The organism is Isoptericola sp. BMS4 (assembly GCF_011634835.1).
Taxonomy (GTDB): Bacteria; Actinomycetota; Actinomycetes; order Actinomycetales; family Cellulomonadaceae; genus Isoptericola.
On record NZ_SIRP01000001.1, the window covers coordinates 186,687 to 201,497 of the forward strand.

Here is a 14,811-nt window from a genome sequence, read left to right on the forward strand (position 1 = left end):
ACAGTCGTGCGAAGTGTGCTAGAACTATATTCGCACGATCGTGCGAATAAGACTCGAGAGGAGCGTGCGCCGTGGACTGGGTGATCCTGATCGCGGCCGGCGTCATGGAGGCCGGATGGGCGACCGCCCTCAGCGCCTCCCGCGGCTTCAAGAGACTCTGGCCGACGGTGATCTTCGTCGTCACGCTCGCGCTGAGCATGTGGGGGCTGGCGCACGCCATGCTCACCATCCCGGTCGGCACCGCCTACGCGGTGTGGGTCGGGATCGGCGCGGTGCTCACCGTGGTCGTGTCGATCCTCCGGGGCGAGGAGAAGCTTTCCACCGCCCGGCTCCTGCTCCTGCTGGGGCTCGTCGGGTGCGTCGTCGGGCTCAAGGTGGTGGGTTGAGATGAGCACGCGGAGCAACGGGCTCGCCTGGGGCGTCCTGCTGGCCAGCGCGGTGCTGGAGGCCGTCTGGGCGACCGCGCTGGACGCGAGCCACGGGTTCACCGTGCTCGCCGACACGGTCGTGTTCCTGGTCGCGCTGACCCTGAGCATGCTGGGCCTCGGCTATGCGGCCAAGCACATCCCGATCGGCACGGCCTACGCGATCTGGACCGGCATCGGCGCGGCCCTCACCGTCGCGTGGTCGATGACCACCGGCACCGAGACGGTCAGCGCGCTCAAGGTCCTGTTCCTCGCCGGCATCGTCGGGTGCGCCGTCGGCCTCAAGCTGGTCGGCCACGACGACGCGGGGCACGACGACGGGCACGACGGCCCGGACGAGGAGCCCGCGGTCAGCGCCGGTGCACGACCTGCGCCGCGACCTGGTCGCGGGGCATGAGCAGGATCTGGTCGACGTTCACGTGCGCCGGGCGGGTGGCGACCCACGCCACGGTCTCGGCGACGTCCTCGGCCGTGAGCGGCTCGGCCCCGGCATAGACGGCGTCCGCCCGCTCCTGGTCGCCCTTGAAGCGCACCAGGGAGAAGTCGGTGTGCACCATGCCCGGGTCGATCTCGCTGACGCGCACCGGCTGGCCGAGCAGCTCCAGGCGCAGCACACGGGTGAGCGCCGCCTCGGCGTGCTTGGCGGCGTTGTAGCCGGCGCCGCCCTTGTAGGGCTCGCGGCCAGCGATGGACCCGATGGTGATGACCTGGCCGTCGCCGGACGCGACCAGCCTCGGCAGCAGCGCCTTGGTGACGCGCACCGTGCCGAGCACGTTGATGTCGTACATGCGCTGCCAGTCGGCCAGGTCGGCCTCCGCCACCGGGTCCGCCCCCAGCGCGCCGCCGGCGTTGTTGACGAGCAGGTCGCAACGCCCGAACCGCTCGTCGACCGCCCGCGCGAACGCCTCGACGGAGGCGTCGTCGGTGACGTCGAGCGGGACGGCGACGCCGCCCGTCTCGGCCGCCACCCGCTCGAGGCGGTCCATGCGGCGCGCGCCGAGGACGACGGTGAACCCCGCCGCCGCCAGGGCACGGGCGCTCGCCGCGCCGATCCCGCCGCTGGCTCCGGTGACGACGGCGACGCGTGCTGTGGACATCGGTGCTCCTCTGCGCTGTGGGTACGAGAACGGTCCCGGATCGCGACCGGCCCGGGACCATTCTCGTACCCACAGCGAGGCGGGGTGTCAGGCCCGCACCAGTGCGGGCACGCGGACCCGTTCGCCGCCGCGGACGCGGGTGGCGACGACGAGGACGCCGAGGCCGGCGAGGGTGATCGCGGCACCCACCCACAGCGGAGACGTGTACCCGGCGCCCGCCGCCAGGGCGAGCCCCGCCGCCCACGCGCCGAACGCGTTGCCGACGTTGAAGGCGGCGATGTTCGCGCCCGACCCGAGGGTGGGGGCGGCGTCGGCGTAGCGCATGATCCGGGTCTGCAGCGCCGGGACGGTCGCGAAGCCGAAGCCGCCCATGAGGACCAGTGCCACGACGGTCGCGACGGGGCTGGACGCCGTCAGCGCGAAGAGCGCGAGGACGGCGGTGAGGACGCCGAGCACGGCGGTCAGGGACCTGACCAGGTCGCGGTCGGCGGCGCGGCCGCCGACCGCGTTCCCCGCGACCATGCCGAGCCCGAAGACGACGAGGAGCCACGGGACGGCGGCGCTGTCGAAGCCGCTGACCTCGGTCAGGGTGAACGCGATGTAGCTGAACGCGCCGAACATGCCGCCGTAGCCGAGCACGGTGACCGCCATCGAGAGCCAGACCTGGCGCTCGCGGAAGATCCGGAACTCCGACAGCACGGAGCCGGTGGAGCGGTGCGCGGTGGCGGGGACGAGCAGCGCGATACCGACGAGCCCGAGGGCGCCGACGACCGTGATCGCTCCGAAGGTGGAGCGCCAGCCGGCCGCCTGGCCGAGGAAGGTGCCGAGCGGGACCCCGAGCACGTTGGCCACGGTGAGCCCCGCGAACATGATCGAGATGGCGCCGGCCCGGCGGTGCGCGGGGACCAGGTCGGCCGCGACCACCGCGCCGATGCCGAAGAACGCGCCGTGGCAGAGGGCCGCGACGACCCGGCCGACCATCGTCATCGCGTAGGTGGGGGCGAGCGCGCACAGCAGGTTGCCGGCGATGAACAGGACCATGAGCAGCAGCAGGGCCCGCTTGCGGGGGACGCGGGACAGGGCGGCGGTCATCGCGATGGCACCGACCGCGACGGACAGGGCGTAGCCGGAGATGAGGTAGCCGGCGACCGTCTCGGTGACACCGAAGTCGGCGGACACGTCGGGCAGCAGCCCCATGATGACGAACTCGGTCAGGCCGATCCCGAAGCCTCCGAGGGCGAGGGCGTAGAGCGCGGCAGGCATCGAGCCTCCAGTGGACGAGGTACGGACACGTCCAGGACATTCACCGGACGCAACTACCTGCGTGTGCAGTAGTTGCACACGCAATGTTCTCGATAGTTGCACGCGCCGCCTAAGCGCGCAAGGTCGTATCCTGGTGACCGGGACACGAGGAGGCCGACAGACATGGGTATCGCCGACGACGCCGTCGAGGTCCGCGCACGGGGATGGCGCACCCTCGCGGCGCTGCACGGCCTGATCGAGACCGACCTGGAGCGGGCGCTGCAGAAGGAGCACCGGCTCTCCGTGGTGGAGTTCACCGTGCTGGACGCGCTCAGCCGCCAGGACGGCTGGCACATGCGCATGGCCCAGCTCGCCCGCGCCGCCGCCCTGTCGAGCAGCGCGACCACGCGCCTCGTCTCGCGCCTGGAGGACCGCGGGCTGCTCACGCGCGTCCTGTGCGCCGACGACCGCCGCGGCATCTACACCGAGCTCACCCCGGACGGCCGCGCGCTCCTCGACGCCGCCCGGCCCACCCACGACCGCACGCTCGCCGACGCCCTCGCCCGGGCCGAGGAGATCCCGGAGATCGCCCCGCTCGCCGCGGCACTGCACACGCGCGCCGCGTCGTAACCGGACGGATCGAGGACGGCGGCGAGGCGCTCTCGCCCCGGACTCGCTGTGGGTACGCAGCTGCACGGGAATCGTCGTGGAACACCGACCGTCTCCGCACCCACAGCCACCGGCGTCTGACACGCGTCCCGGCACCCTGACGTGGGACGATCCGAACCATGGCGACGACGAGCTCCCCGACGTCCCACGCCGAGGTCGGCCCGGGGCCCCTCGGCCCGTTCACGCCGGAGCGACCGAAGGCCCCGTGGGGCCTGCGCGCCCTGGCCGTCCTGCTCGACTCGGCCGTCGTCGCCGGCGTCGCGTTCCTCGCCACCGGCGACCCGCCGTCCCTCGCCGCGCTGCCAGGCCTCGGCGACCCGGCGGAGGCCGGCGGCACCGGCTGGGCCGCCGCGACGCTGCTCGCTCTCGGGGCGCTGCAGGGGTACACCGGGATGACGCCGGGCAAGCGGGTGGTCGGCGTCTCGGTGGTCGATGCCGGCTCCGGGCGCCCGATCGGCCTCCTCGGCACCGTGCTGCGCTGGCTCGCGCACGTGCTCGACTCGATCCTGCTCGTCGGCTACCTGCGGGCCGCCTGGCACCCGGAGGGCCGGACCTTCGCGGACTCCTTGCTCGGCACGGTCGCCGTCCACACGACGACGCCCGAGCCGCACCCGTGGGTCGCGCGCGCACGGCGGCTGCGCGACCGGTCCGCCCCCGGGCTGCGCTGGCCCCGCCGCGCCACCGGGGCGGCCGCGCTGGTGCTGTGCGCCGGGGCGGCGGCGATGAGCCTCGTCCCCGGCAGCGCGTCGGAGACGGGGAGCGCGGACGAGACCCTCTGCATGGTGACGGAACCGGTGCCGCTGACCGCGATGATCACCGCGTCGCGCACGACGTCCTGGGAGACGCGGCTCGGCATTTCCCGCGCCGTCCAGAACACCTGGCACCTCGACGCCGGCTGGAGCGACGAGGCCCCCGGCACCACCGACACCGACGGCGAGCCGGGCGATCTCCCCGACGGCCTGCACGCCGTCGTCCTCGTGCGCTCCCCCGGCGGCACCGTGCCGCGCGCGCTGCCGGACGACGGCGCCGCGCCGGGCCCGGCGTCGTCGATGCCCGGCACGGTGCTGGCCACCGCGCGGACCGCGACCTCCGAGGACGTCACCGGCTGGACGGCGACCACGCAGCTCCTGGGCGACGGCGGGACCGTGCTCGCCGAGTGCTCCGGCGTCATCCCGCCGATCGCGGCCGCCCGGCGCGTCCCGTGACGACGGCGCCGGGCGGTCGACGGACCGGTCGGTGCCGCCTGTCGGGTCTCGTGCCCGGATCCCACCCGGTTCTCCTGCCAGGATCCCGTCAGGGCCGGAACGTCGTCTGCCCGTGGGGCGACTTGGCGAAGGCGATCACCTTGTCCACCGCCACCCGGTAGACGGGCGCCCGCTGGCCGTGCGGGTCGAAGACCTCGTCGTCGTTCTCGAAGTCCCACGCGTCGCCGTACTTGGCGCGGTACGCGTCGGCGAGGCGGCGGAGCTCCGCGCCGCCGGTGACGCGGACGGCGGCGCCCTCCACCACGACGTCGAGCCCCGCGTCCCAGGCCTCCGAGCCGACCGTGACCGCGACCCGGTCGTTCCGCTCCAGGTTGCGGCTCTTCTGCTCCGCCGGGCCGGTGCAGAACACGAAGCCACCGTCCGTCCACAGCCCGACGAGGGGCGTGACGTGCGGGCGGCCGTCCCGCCGGACGGTCGTGATCCGGTAGAGGGGCGCGGCCGTGAGCGCGGCGTCGACCACCGTCCACGGCGTGGGGTCGGAGGCCTCGCTGAAGCGTGCGTCGAGCTGTCCGGTGTCATCCATGACGAGGCAGACCCGCCGGGGCGACGGAACTCGTCGCCCCGGCGGGCCCGGTGCTCGCGGGCCGGGCTCAGCGGCTGTGCGCCGAGACGTCACCCAGCGTGGTGGTCGCGCGGATCGCCACCTGGACGTCGCGACCGCTGTTGGTGATCTCGTCGCGGACGCGGCCCAGCGTCGTGCCGGCGTCGAGGGACGCCGTGACGCCGGACGCGACGCCGACCGTCACGTCGCCCGCCTGGGTGCGCAGGTCCAGCGTGCCGCGCACGGCCTCGTCCACGCGGAGGTCACCCTTCGCGGTGCTCAGCACGCCGTCGCCCGTGAGGCGCCCGACGGCGACGTCGCCGGCCTGCGTGGCGAGGCGCGCGCTCGCGGCCTCGTCGAGCTTGATGTCGCCGTGCGCGGTCTCGACGACGACGTCGCCGAGGCGCCCGACGCCGCGCAGCGGGGCGCTCGCGGCCGTGACCTCGACGCCCGACCCGGCGGGCAGCTGGACCGTGACCTCCACCGAGCCGGAGGGGCCGAAGGTGCGGCGCCCGTCGGGACCGGTCACACGCAGGACGCCGTCAGCGTACTCGACCGCGGTCTGCTCGGCGGCCTTGACGTCGCGGCCCCTGGAGGCGTCGGCGGGCCGGACGTCGACCGTGGTGTCGGTGCGGTCCGCGGCGACGAAGGTGAGGTGCCCGGCCGGGACGTCGACGACGGCGGACACGGGAGCGGGGGTGTCGAAGGTCTGCATCGTGCTCAGCTCCTGCGGTCGGTGCGATGTGTTTCTGACATGAGAAACGCTATGTTGCGTTCGCATGTTCGGCAAGATCAATGTTGCATCTAAGGGACGTTTTTGCAGGTCACAGACATATATCGTTGCGTGAGGATGGGATATCAACGCAAGTGTCCGTCCCCGGTCCGTTGCATCCGATGCGACGTGAACGTACGGTGTCCTCCTCACGACCGAGGAGGACACCCATGCCGGGAGGTCGGCTCACCGCCGCAGAGCGCCAGCAGATCGCGCTCGGCCTGGCCGACGACCTCGCTTACGCGGAGATCGCCCGCCGGCTCGACAGGCCGACGTCGACGGTCACGCGCGAGGTGATGCGCAACGGCGGCCCCACGGGTTACCGCGCCGACCTGGCGCAACATGCCACGCAGCAGCGGGCCCACCGCCGACGCCCGTCCGCCCGCCGCGGCGCCGGGGCGCCGGCGCCGGCCGGGCAGGACGACGCGGCCCTGCGCGAGTACGAGGAGTCCTTCACGACCCTGCTCATGGAGTCGGGGCTCCCCCGCATGGCGGCGGCCGTGCTCACGCGCCTGTACGTCGCCGAGTCGGGCAGCCTCACGGCCGCCGAGCTCGTGGGGGCGCTGCGGGTCAGCCCCGCGTCGGTGTCCAAGGCGGTCGCCCTCCTGGAGAACCTCGGCCTGGTCCGCCGCGAGCGGGAGGAGGGACGCCGCGAGCGCTACGTCGCGGACGGCGACGCCTGGTACCAGTCGATGATCGCCGCCGCCCGCTCCAACGCCCAGATGGCGGAGGTCGCGCGCCAGGGGGTCGGCCTCCTGGGCCGCGACACCCAGGCCGGCGCGCGGCTCGAGAACATGGCGCGCTTCGTCGACTTCGTGGGCGAGAGCATCGCCCGCGCGGCGGAGCAGGCGCGCGAGCTGCTCCACACCGGGCCGCCGGAGCGGCCCGGACCGCCCGAGCCGGACGGCCCCGGCGGTCCGGACGGTCCTGCTACTTGATCGCGCCCATCGACAGGCCGCGCACGAGCTGCTTCTGCGCGATCCACCCGGCGAGGATCACCGGCAGGGAGGCGAGCAGGGCGGCGGCGCACAGACGGGCGAGGAAGAGGCCCTCGCTCGTCATGGTCGACACGATGAAGATCGGCACCGTGGCGGCCTGCGCCGCCGTGAGGTTGAGCGCGAAGAAGAACTCGTTCCACGCGAAGATCACGCAGATGAGCGCCGTGGCGGCGATGCCGGGGGCCACCATGGGGATCAGCACGGAGCGCAGCGTCTTCATCAGCCCGGCGCCGTCCATCGCCGCGGCCTCCAGCACCTCGGCGGGGATCTCCTGGAAGAACGAACGCATCATCCACACCGCGAGCGGCAGGTTCATCGCCGTGTAGAGCACGACGAGGGTCCAGATGTTGTCGAGCGCGTGGATGCGGCCCGCGATCACGTAGATCGGCACGATGACGGCCACGACCGGCAGCATCTTGGTCGAGATGAAGAAGAACAGCACGTCGCTGACCTTCTCCACCGGCCGGATCGACAGCGCGTAGGCCGCCGGGATGCCGAGCGCCAGCACGAGCACCGTCGACACGCCCGTGGCGATGACGGAGTTGAGCACGTAGACGCCGGCGCCGTCCATGACGGCACGGAACTGGTCGAGGGTCGGGGTGAAGAAGAACGTCGGCGGGTCGGACTGCGCCTCGGCCTCCTGCTTGAACGCCGTCATCGCCAGCCAGGCCACGGGGAAGAAGAACCCGAGGGCGAGGATCCAGGTGAGGGTGGTCAGCAGGGTGCCGGCGGCACGCCGGCGCCGCGGGCCCTCACGGCGCGGCGCGGGGCGCGCCGTGACGGGCGTCGGGACTGCGGTCGTGGACATTCCGTGCTCCTCAATCCTTGACGTCGAAGCTGCGGAAGATGAGGCGCAGCGCGGCGGAGGCGACGATGATCGTGGCGATCACGACGACCACGCCCATCGCGGCGGCCTGCCCGACGTCGAAGCCGAGGAAGGCGCGCTGGTAGATGTAGAAGGGCAGGTTGGCGCTCTCGGTCCCGGGCCCGCCCGCCGTCATGAGGTAGATCTGGTCGAACGTGTTGACCACGTAGATGATCCCCAGCAGCAGGCCGAGCTCGATGTACCGGCGCAGCTGCGGCAGCGTGATCGACGCGAACGTGCGCCACCACCCGGCGCCGTCCATCTGGGCGGCCTCCAGCACGTCCTTCGGCTGGGCCTGTAGCCCGGCGAGGACGAGCAGCATCATGAACGGCGTCCACTGCCACACGAGCGCGAACAGGATGGAGACCACGGGGTAGGTCGACGTCCAGTCGACCGGGTCGATGCCGACCAGCCCGATGGTCCAGTTGAACAGCCCGAACGTCGGGTTCAGCATCGCCATGGACCACAGCACCGACGTCGCGACCGGCATGAGCAGGAACGGCGTGATGAGCAGGGTCCGCGCCAGCCCGCGGCCCCGGAAGGGCCGGTCGAGCAGCAGCGCGAGGACGATCCCCAGGGCCATCGCGACGATGACGCACCCCAGGGTGATGACCACGGAGTTCCACGCCGCCTGGCGGAACACCGAGTCGCGGGCGATGTCGGCGAAGTTCGACAGGCCGACGAACTGCTCGCTGCCGGGGTTGAGCAGGTTCCACGAGTGCAGCGAGTACCAGATCGTCACGAGGAACGGGATCTGCGTGACGACGATCGTGAAGATCAGCGCGGGGAGCAGCGGGGCCCGCCGGCGCCAGCGCTCGGCGCGGGGCAGCTCGTGCTTCTCCCCGCGGGCGGCGCGCTGGGCCTGCGCGCGCCGGATGTTCCCGGCCTGCGCGGTCACGGTGGTCATGGCGTCCCTCCGGCCTGTGCGTCCTGCGCGGCGTCGGCGTCCTGGTCGGCCTGGTAGGTGTCGGCCACGGTCTGCGCGTAGCGCTGCGACTGCTCGAGCGCGTCGGCGACGCTCTGCTGGCCGGCGATCGCGGCGGACATCTGCTGCCCGACGCGGGTGCCGAGGTCCTGGAACTCCGGGATCCCGACGAACTGGATGCCCGGGTACGGCACCGGCGAGACCATCGTGTTCTCCTGCGTCGCCGCATTCATCGCCGCGAGGGTCTCGTCGGCGTACGCCTCGGACACCTCCGCGTACTCGGGGATCTCGTAGGTGGACAGGCGGCTGCCGGGCGGCACCCGCTCCCACGACAGCTCTTCGCCGACCAGGCGGATGTAGTCCTTGTCCGTCATCCAGGAGACGAAGTCCCAGGCGGCGTCCTTGTGCTCGCTGGTGGACGGGATGGCGAGCGACCAGGAGTACAGCCAGCCCGCGGCGTCGGTCTCGCTCACGGGCGCGGGCGCGTACCCGACGTCGCCGGCGACGGTGGACGACGCCGGGTCCTCGATCGAGGAGACCATCGACGTCGCGTCGTACCACATGGCCGCGTTGCCCTGGGCGAAGCGGGTGAGGCAGTCGCCGAAGCCGGACGTCGCGGCGCCGGGCTGCCCGTACCGCTGCACGGTGTCGACGTAGGTCTCGACGGCGTCGCGCACCTCGGGCGAGTCGAGGCGGGCGTTCCAGTCCTCGTCGAACCACTGGCCGCCGAAGGTGTTCATCACGGTCGACATCGGTGCCATGACCTCGCCCCAGCCGGCGAGCCCGCGCAGGCAGATGCCGGAGAAGTCGCGGGCGGGGTCGTCCAGCTCGGCGGCGAGCTCACGGACGTCGTCCCACGTGGGCCGCTCGGGCATCTCGAGCCCCGCCTCGGCGAAGACGTCCTCGCGGTAGGCGAGGAACGACGACTCGCCGTAGAACGGCACGGAGTACAGGTCGCCGTCCACGGACAGCGCGTCCCGCACCGACGGCACGAAGTCCTCCGGGTCGTACCCCTCGGTGGCGTCGGCGTACGGCTGCAGGTTCTCGATCCAGCCGTTCTCCGCCCACATCGGGGTCTCGTAGTTGGAGATCATCACGACGTCGAACTCGCCGCCCCCGGTGGCGACGGACGCGGTGATCTTGGCCCGCGCCTCGTTCTCGGGCAGCGACACGAACTGCACGTCCACGCCGGGGTGCTCGGCGCGGAACTCGTCCTGCAGCGAGATGGCGTCCTGCATCTGCGGGTTGGAGACGATGGCGACGACGATCTGCTCGCCGTCGCCTCCTCCGACGGCGCCCGCTCCCGCGCAGGCCGTGAGGCCGAGCCCGAGCCCCGCCGCGGTCGCCGCGGCGACGAGGCGGGTGCGGGCGGGCCGCCGGGAGGAGCGTGCCGGTGCCGGGCCGGCGGGCCCGGGTGGTGCGCCGCGTGGTCGGAACATCTCTGTCCTCACGTCGGGACGATCGCGTCGTCGCTGGTGGTCACCGCGAGCGCCGCGCACATCTGAGAGGCGGCACTGCGCTCATCTGTCTGGAGAGTAGTCCGATATGCTCAGGTGAGCAACCCCCGGCGCTCAGATCGACACCCTGGGCGTCGTGACCACCAGCGAATCGAGGCACCCGTGACCGACGTCGAGCACGCCAGGATCCTGGTCGAGGTGAGCCGCGACTACTACCTCGACAACCGCTCCAAGGTGGACATCGCCGACCGTCACGGCATCTCGCGGTTCCAGGTGGCGCGGCTCCTCGCCGAGGCGCGGGAGAGCGGGGTCGTGCGCATCGAGATCGCCCCGCCGCCGCACCTCGACACCGATCGGGCGGCCCGGCTCGCCGCGCGGCTCGGCGCGCGCGAGGTCGTCGTCGCCGGCTCCGGGCCCGACGTGGCGGCGACCCGCGACGCGCTGGCCCGCAGGCTCGCCGCCGTCATCGCCGCGCACGCCCGGGAGGGCGCGACGCTCGGCGTCTCGTGGTCACGCACGATCGAGCTGGCGGTGCGGCACCTCGACCCGCTCCCGCCGTGCGAGGTGGTGCAGCTCGTCGGCGCGCTGCCCGTGGACGGCGCCGGCGACTCGCTCGACATCGTGCAGGCCTTCCGCCGGATGCCGGGGGTCCGCACCTGGCCGGTGTGGTCGCCGCTGCTGGTCGCCGACCCCGGCACGGCCGCGGGGATGCGCCGGCAGCCGGAGATCGCCGCCGCGCTCGACCGGGCGGACGGCCTGGACGTCGCCGTGGTCGCCGTCGGCGCGTGGACCGCGAGCGGCTCCACGGTGTTCCCGCAGGTCACGGGCGACGAGAGGCGTGCGGCCGACGACGCCGGCGCGGTCGCGGAGTGCTCCGGGCGGCTGTTCGACGCCGACGGGAAGCGCGTCGTCACCCCGCTCGACGCCCGCGTCGTCGGCGTGACCTTCGACCAGCTCGTTCGCACCCCGGAGGTGATCACGACGGGGTACGGCCGGGACGCGGCGCCCGGCCTGCGCGCCGCGGTGGCCGGCGGGATCGCCACGACCGTCGTGTGCGACGAGGCGGCGGCCGACGAGCTGGAGCGGCTGCTCCCGGACGACGACCCGGCCTGAGCAGCGCCGGCTCGGCGCTGCTCAGCGGCGCGTCAGCCGCACCACCGGGATCACCCGCGACGTCTTGCGCTCGTAGCCGGCGAACCCGTCCGACATGGCCTTGAACCGCTCCCAGGCGGCGTCGCGCTCCGGGCGCGGCAGGTCCTGCGCGCGGACCTCCACCTCGCCGTCGTCGGGGGTCTCGATGGCGACGTCGGGGTGCGCGAGCAGGTTGTGGTACCAGTCCGGGTTCTTGTCGGAGCCCGCCGCGGACGCGGCGACGAGCCAGGCGTCGTCCGTCTCACGGATGGCCACGACCGGGGACACCCGGACGGTCCCCGTCCTCGCGCCGCGGTGGCGCAGGAGCACCAGCCCCCGGCCGAAGCCCATGGTGGCGACCGAGCCGCCGTTGTCGCGGAACTCGTCGATGATCTTCTGGTTCCAGTCCGTCATACCGCCCGCAACACCCCGAGCGACCGTTTTGTGCCCGGGCCCGCGTCAGCCGGCGACGAGCCCCTCCACCGTGGCACGCGCGCCGCGCGCGTGCAGGGAGTCGAGCGCGGCGGTGTACGCCTCGACGAACCGCGGCTGGCCGGCCAGGTCGCCGAACAGCTCCTCGTCGCGCAGGAACGCGAGCGGGTCGTCGGACTGGCGCGCGGCGGCCGCCCGCACCCGGTCCGCGAGCCGGTCCACGACGGTGATCGGTTCCCCCTGCTCGTCGACGCCCTCGGCGTAGCGCGCCCAGGCGGCGACGACGGCGGCCGACCGCTCGATGTCGCCGCCCGCGGCGAGGTTCGCCCGGATCACCGGGACGAGCCACTTCGGGATGCGGTCGGACGACTCGGCGCACAGCCGGGCGAGGGTGTCCCGCACGTGCGGGTTGGCGAACCGCTCGATCAGGGTCGTCTGGTACTCCTCGAGGTCCACGCCCGGCACGGGCAGCAGCGTCGGGGCCCCCTCGCGGGCCATGTAGTCACGCAGGAACCGCACGAACGTCGGGTCGGAGCACACCTCGTGCGCGTACCGGTAGCCGGCGAGGTAGCCGAGGTAGCACAGCGCCTGGTGGCTCGCGTTGAGCAGGCGGAGCTTCATCAGCTCGTAGGGCTCGACGTCGTCGACCAGCTGCGCCCCGGCGTCCTCGTAGGGCGGGCGACCGTCGGCGAAGCGGTCCTCGATCACCCACTGCGTGAACGGCTCGGCGACGACGGGCCACGCGTCGTCGACTCCGAAGCGCTCGGCGACCATCGCCCGGTCCTCGTCGGTGGTCACGGGCGTGATGCGGTCGACCATCGAGTTCGGGAAGGGCACGTGCTCGGTGATCCAGGCGGCCAGCTCCGGGTCCTTGAGCCGCGCGAACGCGGTGAACATGCGCTGCGCCACGTCGCCGTTGCCCTGGATGTTGTCGCAGCTCGCGACGGTGAACGGCGTGACCCCGCGGTCGCGGCGCCGGCGCAGCGCCTCGGTGACCAGCCCGAACGTGGTGGCCGGCACGGCGCCGTCCGCGAGGTCCGCGCGGACGGCGGGGTCGGCGTCGTCGAACTCCCCCGTCACCGGGTTGACGTGATAACCGCCCTCCGTGACCGTGAGCGAGACGATGCGCGTCTCCGGCGCGGCCATCCGCTCGACGACGGCCTCGGGGTCGTCGGGAGCCAGCAGGTAGTCCACGACCGACCCGATCACCCGCCCCTCGAGGGTGCCGTCCGGGTGCTTGAGCACCAGCGTGTACATGCCGTCCTGGGAGAGCAGCGCGTCGCGCATCCGCGCGTCCTGCGGCAGCACCCCGACGCCGCAGATCGCCCAGTCCAGCGCCTCGCCCTCGTTCATGAGCCGGTCCAGGTACATCGCCTGGTGGGCGCGGTGGAAGCCGCCCACCCCGACGTGCACGATCCCCGCCCGCAGGCGCGAGCGGTCGTACGTGGGCACGGCCAGGTCGTCGCGGGCCAGGGAGGCCACGGTCTCGGCGTTGAGTGCGGTCATGGGTGCGTCCTCGCTCGGTGGGTCGACGTCCGCACCACCGTAACACCTGAGCGTCCCACCTATCACATATGAGCATGGGTGTTGCCGGTGCCGGTCAGCGCAGAGTCACCGCCCGCAGGTCGTCGAGCGTGCCGTCGAAGACGTTCATGTCGATGTGCTCCTCCTCGCCGTCGTACCCGTCCAGGTGGTCGCGGTCGGAGTACTGCCAGAAGTCCCACGCGCGGCGGGGCAGGTCGGGGCTGCTCGCCACGGAGCGGATCCACAGCGGGTACGCGTCGTAGTCGCCGCCGAGGTAGTCGTCGCGCATCTGCTGCGTCGTGTAGATGATCGGCGGCGCCCCGTAGTGCTCCTCGAGGTCGGCCAGCAGCGGGTCGAGGATGGCGCGGACGTCGTCCCGGTCGGGCGGCGCGTCCAGGAACCCGCCGTAGAGCTCCAGGTCGACGACGGGCGGCAGGGTCCCCGCCGCGGCGGGGACGGTGTCGGCGACGTGCGCCGCCTGCCGCTCCCCCGGGCTCTCGAAGCTGAGGAAGTGGTACGCGCCGACGAGCAGGTGGGTGTCGCGCGCCCCGGACCAGTTGGCCTCGAAGCGCTCGTCCACGTGGCTCGATCCCTCGGTCGCCTTGACGAAGGCGAAGTCGAGGTCCTGGGACGCGAGCGTCGGCCAGTCGATCTCGCCCTGGTACGCGGAGACGTCGACGCCGCGTACGTCGAACCGGGACGCCGACAGTCGGTTCGGCCACAGCACCCCGGTGAGCACCAGGGCGGCCAGCAGCGCCAGCACCAGCACGAACGCCCCGGCGCCGATCCCGAGACCCCACCACAGCCGGCGGCGTCCCGCCCTCTCGTCGCTCACCCACCGATCTTCCCGGATCGTGGGCGCGCGAGGCCAGCCGCGCTTCGGGACGGCGCTGTCCGCTTCGCGAGCAGGTCCCGGGAATCTCAGCCCGGGCCGATACGTTATGTCATTGGAATCCTGCACCGAAGGAGCAAGGAGCACAGTGCGACGCATCCCCCGGAAGGTCGAGATCGAGGACAACGCGGGCAACGTCACGCGGTACGTCCGGCACGACAACGGTGAGGGCTACGTCTCCCCCTACGCGCACGTCCACCCCGACGCCACCGTCGAGGCCGGCGCCTACGTCGAGGCCGGAGCCCGCGTCGAGGCGCGTGCCCGCGTCGGCCGGTTCAGCTGGATCGACGAGGACGCCGTGGTGGGCGCCGAGGCGAAGGTCGACCGCGACGTGCACCTCGGCGTGCGCGGCGTCGTCGGCGACCGCGCCCGGATCGGGCACAACGCCCGGCTGGGCGGCGACATCCGCGTCGAGCCGGACGCGGTCGTCCTGCCCGACCAGATCGTGCCCGAGGGCACGGTCGTGCGCTGCTCGCGCCGCCGGCGCGACTTCGGCACGGCCGCCTGATCCCACCGCCACCCGCTGCTGTGGGTACGACGATGGCGTGAGATCCGTCGGATCTCACGCCATCGTCG

The 14,811-nt window shown here is 72.9% G+C and carries 17 protein-coding genes; 7 read left to right on the forward strand and 10 right to left on the reverse strand.

All coding sequences use genetic code 11. From position 1 onward, the window contains the following. Positions 1 to 71 precede the first annotated feature (71 nt). Together EYB28_RS00840 and EYB28_RS00845 are read left to right on the forward strand one after the other, a co-directional pair. Positions 72 to 386 carry a multidrug efflux SMR transporter gene (locus EYB28_RS00840; RefSeq protein WP_166844041.1) on the forward strand — a complete coding sequence of 105 codons (315 nt, stop codon included), beginning with the start codon at positions 72 to 74 and terminating at the stop codon, positions 384 to 386. 1 nt (position 387) lies between these two features. Continuing rightward, the gene (locus EYB28_RS00845) at positions 388 to 822 is read left to right on the forward strand and encodes a multidrug efflux SMR transporter (protein WP_166844043.1); all 435 of its coding nucleotides are present in this window, start codon (positions 388 to 390) and stop codon (positions 820 to 822) included. Here EYB28_RS00845 and EYB28_RS00850 read toward each other — a convergent pair. Both EYB28_RS00850 and EYB28_RS00855 read right to left on the reverse strand, forming a co-directional pair. Then, positions 776 to 1,522 carry an SDR family NAD(P)-dependent oxidoreductase gene (locus EYB28_RS00850; RefSeq protein WP_166844045.1) on the reverse strand — a complete coding sequence of 249 codons (747 nt, stop codon included), beginning with the start codon at positions 1,520 to 1,522 and terminating at the stop codon, positions 776 to 778. The two genes, EYB28_RS00845 and EYB28_RS00850, sit on opposite strands and share 47 nt — an antisense overlap. An 87-nt stretch (positions 1,523 to 1,609) precedes the next feature. Further along, complete coding sequence (locus tag EYB28_RS00855; protein WP_166844047.1) at positions 1,610 to 2,785, reverse strand: MFS transporter; 1,176 nt, start codon at positions 2,783 to 2,785, stop codon at positions 1,610 to 1,612. A gap of 162 nt (positions 2,786 to 2,947) precedes the next feature. Here EYB28_RS00855 and EYB28_RS00860 point away from each other — a divergent pair, with 162 nt between their 5' ends. Together EYB28_RS00860 and EYB28_RS00865 are read left to right on the forward strand one after the other, a co-directional pair. Beyond that, positions 2,948 to 3,394 carry a MarR family winged helix-turn-helix transcriptional regulator gene (locus EYB28_RS00860; RefSeq protein WP_166844049.1) on the forward strand — a complete coding sequence of 149 codons (447 nt, stop codon included), beginning with the start codon at positions 2,948 to 2,950 and terminating at the stop codon, positions 3,392 to 3,394. A 158-nt stretch (positions 3,395 to 3,552) separates the two neighbouring features. Then, positions 3,553 to 4,638, forward strand: a complete 1,086-nt coding sequence (locus EYB28_RS00865; protein ID WP_166844051.1) for an RDD family protein — start codon at positions 3,553 to 3,555, stop codon at positions 4,636 to 4,638. A gap of 88 nt (positions 4,639 to 4,726) precedes the next feature. Here EYB28_RS00865 and EYB28_RS00870 read toward each other — a convergent pair whose 3' ends face one another. Both EYB28_RS00870 and EYB28_RS00875 read right to left on the reverse strand, forming a co-directional pair. Further along, positions 4,727 to 5,221 (reverse strand): pyridoxamine 5'-phosphate oxidase family protein, encoded by a 495-nt coding sequence (locus tag EYB28_RS00870; protein WP_166844052.1) that lies wholly within the window; start codon positions 5,219 to 5,221, stop codon positions 4,727 to 4,729. 67 nt (positions 5,222 to 5,288) lie between these two features. Continuing rightward, positions 5,289 to 5,954: a DUF4097 family beta strand repeat-containing protein gene (locus EYB28_RS00875; protein ID WP_166844054.1), complete on the reverse strand. Its 666-nt coding sequence runs from the start codon at positions 5,952 to 5,954 to the stop codon at positions 5,289 to 5,291. A gap of 227 nt (positions 5,955 to 6,181) precedes the next feature. Here EYB28_RS00875 and EYB28_RS00880 point away from each other — a divergent pair, with 227 nt between their 5' ends. After that, positions 6,182 to 6,949, forward strand: coding sequence for a MarR family transcriptional regulator (locus EYB28_RS00880; protein WP_166844056.1), 768 nt, complete (start codon positions 6,182 to 6,184; stop codon positions 6,947 to 6,949). On the opposite strand, the gene EYB28_RS00885 is transcribed toward EYB28_RS00880, so the two are convergent. Genes EYB28_RS00885 through EYB28_RS00895 form a run of 3 tightly spaced genes read right to left on the reverse strand, consistent with a single transcriptional unit; the run spans position 6,942 to position 10,238 of the window. Continuing rightward, positions 6,942 to 7,817 (reverse strand): carbohydrate ABC transporter permease, encoded by an 876-nt coding sequence (locus tag EYB28_RS00885; protein WP_166844058.1) that lies wholly within the window; start codon positions 7,815 to 7,817, stop codon positions 6,942 to 6,944. The two genes, EYB28_RS00880 and EYB28_RS00885, sit on opposite strands and share 8 nt — an antisense overlap. 10 nt (positions 7,818 to 7,827) lie before the next feature. Then, positions 7,828 to 8,781: a carbohydrate ABC transporter permease gene (locus tag EYB28_RS00890; protein WP_166844060.1), complete on the reverse strand. Its 954-nt coding sequence runs from the start codon at positions 8,779 to 8,781 to the stop codon at positions 7,828 to 7,830. Then, positions 8,778 to 10,238, reverse strand: a complete 1,461-nt coding sequence (locus EYB28_RS00895) for a sugar ABC transporter substrate-binding protein (RefSeq protein ID WP_166844062.1) — start codon at positions 10,236 to 10,238, stop codon at positions 8,778 to 8,780. The genes EYB28_RS00890 and EYB28_RS00895 overlap by 4 nt, the downstream gene beginning before the upstream one ends. 180 nt (positions 10,239 to 10,418) lie before the next feature. Here EYB28_RS00895 and EYB28_RS00900 point away from each other — a divergent pair, with 180 nt between their 5' ends. Next, the gene (locus EYB28_RS00900) at positions 10,419 to 11,369 is read left to right on the forward strand and encodes a sugar-binding transcriptional regulator (RefSeq protein WP_166844064.1); all 951 of its coding nucleotides are present in this window, start codon (positions 10,419 to 10,421) and stop codon (positions 11,367 to 11,369) included. A 21-nt stretch (positions 11,370 to 11,390) separates the two neighbouring features. Here EYB28_RS00900 and EYB28_RS00905 read toward each other — a convergent pair whose 3' ends face one another. The 3 genes from EYB28_RS00905 to EYB28_RS00915 all read right to left on the reverse strand — a co-directional run bounded on the left by EYB28_RS00905 (position 11,391) and on the right by EYB28_RS00915 (position 14,178). Beyond that, entirely contained in the window at positions 11,391 to 11,801 is a 411-nt protein-coding gene (locus tag EYB28_RS00905; protein ID WP_166844066.1) for a nitroreductase/quinone reductase family protein, read from the reverse strand. Positions 11,802 to 11,846: 45 nt separating this feature from the next. Beyond that, positions 11,847 to 13,325, reverse strand: coding sequence for a mannitol dehydrogenase family protein (locus EYB28_RS00910; RefSeq protein ID WP_166844068.1), 1,479 nt, complete (start codon positions 13,323 to 13,325; stop codon positions 11,847 to 11,849). Between the two features lie 94 nt (positions 13,326 to 13,419). Then, positions 13,420 to 14,178, reverse strand: coding sequence for a GH25 family lysozyme (locus EYB28_RS00915; RefSeq protein ID WP_240930322.1), 759 nt, complete (start codon positions 14,176 to 14,178; stop codon positions 13,420 to 13,422). A gap of 145 nt (positions 14,179 to 14,323) precedes the next feature. Here EYB28_RS00915 and EYB28_RS00920 point away from each other — a divergent pair, with 145 nt between their 5' ends. After that, positions 14,324 to 14,743 (forward strand): transferase, encoded by a 420-nt coding sequence (locus EYB28_RS00920; protein ID WP_240930323.1) that lies wholly within the window; start codon positions 14,324 to 14,326, stop codon positions 14,741 to 14,743. Positions 14,744 to 14,811 lie beyond the last annotated feature (68 nt).